The organism is Sphaerisporangium sp. NPDC004334 (assembly GCF_053602655.1).
Genome location: NZ_JBSGDZ010000070.1, coordinates 1 through 5,472 on the forward strand (window position 1 = coordinate 1; position 5,472 = coordinate 5,472).

General features: G+C 72.0%; 1 protein-coding gene. It reads right to left on the bottom strand.

The window, feature by feature from the left end; all coding sequences use genetic code 11:
- A partial coding sequence (locus tag ACWEN6_RS40745; protein WP_452577563.1) for a type I polyketide synthase occupies window positions 1-5,147 on the bottom strand: 5,147 nt, incomplete at its 3' end.
- Window positions 5,148-5,472 lie beyond the last annotated feature (325 nt).

Here is a 5,472-nt window from a genome sequence, read left to right on the forward strand (position 1 = left end):
ACCAGCAGCAGATGCCGCACGCCGTGCACGGCGACCAGATGCCGGGCCATCAGGGCGCCCAGCCCGCCGGTGCCGCCGGTGATCAGCGTGGTCCCATCGACCGGCCAGGCCGCGTCGTACGGGTCAACGGCTGCGGCGCGCGATACCCGGTCGGCGTGAGCCTCGCGCGGGACTGCGGCGCGGGTCAGCCGGGGGACCCACGGCCGGCCGTCACGGATCGCCAGCTCGGGCTCGCCGGTGGCCAGGGCGACGCGCACGCCGTCCGCCAGGTCAGCGGCCGGATCCAGGTCGACCAGGATGATCCGGCCGGGGTTCTCCTCTTGTGCGGCCCTCACCAGGCCCCAGACCGCGGCCCGCGCCGGATCCGGCCCTTCGGTGTCGCGCACCGCCACGGCACCCCGCGTGACCACCACTGCCGGCCGGGTGTCCGCCGCGACCGACCAGGTCTGCAGCCCGGTAAGGACCGGACGCAGGGCACGACGCACCCGATCCGGCACATCGCCCCCTGAAGCTTCGCCGGCGCCGCCGGTGGCGTCGATGACGAGCGCGTCGGAGACGTCCACCGCGCCGAGAGGACCCGACGGCGCGACCGGCCGCCACGTCACCGCGAGCAGCGACTCCGAGGCCGGGCGAGCCTGTGCCAGTTGGTCGGCCTTGACCGGCCGGGACACCACCGTCTCCACGGTGGCCACCGGCCGGCCGGCGGGGTCGGCCAGGTCCAGCCTGGTGACCTCGTCGCCGTCCAGGCGGCGCAGCCGTACGCGCAGCGCGGTGGCGCCGGCGGCGTGCAGGGTGACGCCGTTCCAGTTGAACGGGATCAGCGTGGCCTTCGGCCCGGCCACCAGGTCCACGTGCATCGCGGCGTCGAGGATCGCGGGGTGTATGCCGTATCGGGTGGTTTGTCCGGCTTGTTCGGGGAGGGTGATGTCGGCGTAGAGGTCGTCGTGGTGTTTCCAGGCGTGGGTGAGGCCGTGGAAGGCGGGGCCGTAGCCGTAGCCGTGGTCGACCAGGCGGTCGTACAGGCCGGTGGTGTCCAGTGGCTCGGCGCCCGGCGGAGGCCAGGCCTGGCTCAACTCCGTCGGGGTGTCTTGAGCGGTGGCGGGGGTGGGGGTGAGGGTGCCGGTGGCGTGCCGGGTCCAGTGGCCGTGGTCGTCTTTGGAGTGGATGGTGATCTGACGTCGGCCGTCTTGGCCTGGCGCGGTCACGGTGACCTGCACCACGACGCTTCCGGTGTCGCCGTGGCTGTGGTGGCTGTTGTTGTGGTGGCCGGGGTCGGGGATGGGCAGGGGGGCGTGCAGGGTGAGTTCGTCGATGGTGGGGCAGCCGACCTGGTCTCCGGCGCGCAGGGCGAGTTCGACGAAGGCGGTGCCGGGCAGGATGGGGGTGGCGTTGATGGCGTGGTCGGCCAGCCAGGGCTGAGCGGTGGTCGATAACCGGCCGGTCAGGATGGCGCCGCCGTCGGGTTGCTCCACCACTGCTCCCAGGATGGGGTGGTCGGCGGCGGTCTGGCCAAGGGCGGCCGGGTCACCGGCGGGGGCGGGTTGCAGCCAGTAGTGCCGTCGCTGGAAGGGGTAGGTGGGCAGATCCAGATGGCCGACCCGAACCCCGGCCGAACCGGCCCGTCCGGCTGGTCCGGCCGCGGTGGTTCCGGTGGTCGCGGTAGTTCCGGCGCTTTCGGTGGTCGCGGTGGTCGCGGTGGTCGCGATGGTCCAGGACGGCCAGGCGGTCCAGTCCACACCGGTGCCACATGTCCACGCCTGACCCAGCCCGGCGACCAGTTGAGCCGTCTCCTCCCGGTCACGGCGCAGCAACGCCACCACCGCGGGCTCACCGCCGTCGTGCCCGTCTCCGTTGTCGTGGTGGGTGAGGGTCTGTTCGATCATCGGGGTGAGCTGGGCGTCCGGGCCTGCCTCGATGTAACAGCCGACCCCGTGTCCGCGCAGGGTGGTGATGGTGTCGGCGAACCGGACCGGCCGCCGCACATGCTCGACCCAGTACCCGGGCTCGGTGACCTCTTCGCCGGCCAGGTCACCCGACAGGTTGGACGCCAGCGGCAGCTCCGGGCGACGCAGCGTCAACCCGGCCACCACATGCTCGAACTCGGCCAGCATCGGTTCCATCAACGGCGAGTGGAACGCGTGCGACACCCGCAACGGCCGGGTGCGATACCCCTGGTTCCGCGCCCATTCCACGACCTGTTCCACCTGGTCGCCGGCGCCGGAGACCACCACCGAACCCGGCGCGTTCACCGCCGCCACCGAGATCTCGCCACGCCCGGCCAGCACCGGCGCGATCTGCTCCTCGCCGCAGCCGATCGCCGCCATCGCACCACCGGACGGCAACCCCTGCATCAACCGGCCACGAGCAGCCACCAACCGGCACGCATCAGCCAAATCCAGAACACCGGCCACATGCGCCGCAGTGATCTCCCCCAGCGAATGCCCCGCCACAAAATCAGGCCGCACCCCCAACGACTCCAACAGCCGGAACAACGCCGTCTCCACCGCGAACAACCCGGCCTGAGCGAACACCGTCTGATCCAGCACCCCATGAGCAGCAGACCCGCCACCGCTAACACTCGTGTGGCTGGTCTCCCCGGCCTGGCCGCTCTCGCCAGCCTCGCCGATCCCGCCCGTCCGGCCGTTCTCGCCGCTCAGGTCGCTCAGGCCAGAGCCGCCGGTCTGGCCGTTCTGGCCGTTCTGGCTGGGCTGACCGTTCTGGTTGGTCTGGCTTGCCTCACCGGACTGGCTGGTCTGACCGTCCTGGCTTGTGTGGTCGTACCGGTCGTTCTGGCTGTTGTGGCCGAGGATGATCTCTCGCAGGCTCGCACCGCCGGCCAGGCCGGTCACCACCCCGTCGGCGGCGGTGAGTTCGGCCTCCAGGAGCGCGCAGGCCTCATCGAAAGCGCTGGCGAACACCGGGAAAGCCGCATACAACTCCCGGCCCATCCCGACCCGCTGAGCACCCTGACCGGAGAACACCACCGCAACCCGGCCCGGCCGCACCCGACCCACCACCGCAGCCGAACCCAACAGCCCAGCCGCCAACCCACCGGCCGCCAACCCACCGGCCGCCAACCCACGGGTCGCCAACCCGTCGGTCGTCGGCTCGCCGGGCCCCGCTCTGCCGGTCGTCGACTCTGCGGCTGTCAACCCGCCGGCCGTCAACGCCGAGGCCGTTGGTTCGCCTGCGAGGGTACGCAGTGCGGCGAGCAGACCTTCTCGGTCGGCTGCCGGCAGTACCGCTCGGTACTCCAGGGCGGCTCGGCGGGTCAGGGCGGCGGCCACCTCGACCGGTCCGGCCGCATCGTGCCCGGTCATGAAGGCGGCCAGCCGAGCGGCCTGCGCCCGCAACGCCGCCTGACTCTTGGCCGACACCACCACCGGCACCATCGCAAGCGCCGACACCATCGCAGGCGCCGGTGCGGTAGTCGCGGGGTCGCCCTGGGCCGCTGTGGCCGTGGTGCCGTCGCGCTCGCCCGATGGCACTCCTGCAAGCGGCGTGTGCGGCGGCTCTTCGGCCGGGGGTTCTTCCAGGATGATGTGCGCGTTGGTGCCGGAGATGCCGAACGAGGACACCCCCGCCCGGCGCGGCCGATCCGCGTCCTTGGGCCAGGGCTGCGGTTCGGTCAGCAGCTCCACCGCCCCGTCCGACCAGTCCACCTTCGACGAGGGGGCGTCCACGTGCAGCGTCTTGGGCAACAACCCGTGCCGCATCGCCAGGATCATCTTGATCACACCGGCCACCCCGGCCGCCGCCTGGGTATGCCCGAGATTGGACTTCACCGACCCCAGCCACAACGGCGAACGCCGATCCTGGCCGTAGGCCGCCAGCAACGCCTGCGCCTCGATCGGATCACCCAACGCGGTACCGGTGCCATGTCCTTCGACCACGTCCACCTGCGCCGGACCGATCCCCGCCGACGCCAGCGCCTGAGCGATCACCCGCTCCTGCGAAGGACCGTTGGGGGCGGTCAGCCCATTGGAGGCGCCATCCTGGTTGACCGCGCTGCCGCGCAGCACCGCCAGCACCCGATGCCCACGACGGCGAGCGTCCGACAACCGCTCCACCACCAAAACCCCGACACCCTCACCCCAGCCCACCCCATCGGCCGCCTCGGCGAACGACTTACACCGCCCATCAGCGGCCAACCCCCGCTGGAGGCCGAAGTCGGTGAAGGTGTCGGGCGTGGCCATCACCGTCACGCCTCCGGCCAGCGCCAGATCACACTCCCCGGCACGCAGCGCCTGCGCGGCCAGATGCAGCGCCACCAGCGACGACGAACACGCCGTGTCCACCGACACCGCCGGCCCCTCCAGGCCGAACGCGTACGAGACTCGCCCGGACACCACACTGGCCAGGCTGCCGTTGCCCAGGTAACCGGCATACTCCTCCGGCACCTTGCCCGGCCGAGTGCCCCAGTCGTGGTACATCACTCCGGCGAACACCCCGGTCGGGGTGCCGCGCAGTCCGGACGGGTCGATGCCGGCGCGCTCCAGGGCCTCCCAGGACGCTTCGAGCAGCAGTCGCTGCTGCGGGTCCATGGCGGTGGCCTCGCGCGGACCGATGTCGAACGGAGCGGGGTCGAAGTACGCCGCGTCGTGCAGGAACCCGCCCTGCCGGGTGTAGGTGCGACCCTGCTTGCCGGGCTCGGGGTCGTAGATGCCGGTGATGTCCCAGCCTCGGTCGGTGGGGAAGCCGGTGATGCCATCGCGGTCGTCGACCAGGAGTTGCCACAGGTCGTCGGGGCTGGTGACCTGGCCGGGGAAACGGCAGGCCATCCCGACAACGGCGATCAGGTCACCAGCGGCGTCACCGGCAGGATCATCGGCAGGGCCGCCGGGCGCAGCGGCCGCGACCGGACGGCGGGCAGTGCCGCCGAACACCGTGGCGTCCAGATGCATCGCCAGCGCGCGGGGAGTGGGGTGATCGAACACCAAGGTCGGGGTGAGCCGTAACCCGGTCACCGTGTGCAACCGGTTACGCAACTCCACCGCGGTCAGCGAATCGAACCCGAACTCCTGGAAAGGCCGATCGGCATCGATGGCCGCAGCGGTGTCATGCCCGAGCGTGGCCGCCGCCTGACCACAGACCATGTCCAGCAACTGCCGCTGGCGCTGTCGCGCCGACAGATGCGCCAGCGCCATCACCGGCCGCTCCCCACCCGCGCCAGCCGTACCAGCCGCGCCGGGCGCCGCGGTGGGATCGGCCACCCGCGCGGGATCAGCCGCAGGACGCACCGCAGGACCGGCCAACTCCCGCAACAGCGCCGGCAGACCCGCCCCACGCCGGCCCAGCGCAGCCGCATCGAACCGAGCCGGCACCACAAACGCCCGCCCCGCCACCACAGCCGCGTCCAGCAGAGCCAGACCCTGACCCGCGGTCAACCCCACCACACCAGCGGCATGCATCCGCGCCTCATCACGCGCACCGATCCGACCGGCCATCCCCCGCTCCTCGGCCCACGGCCCC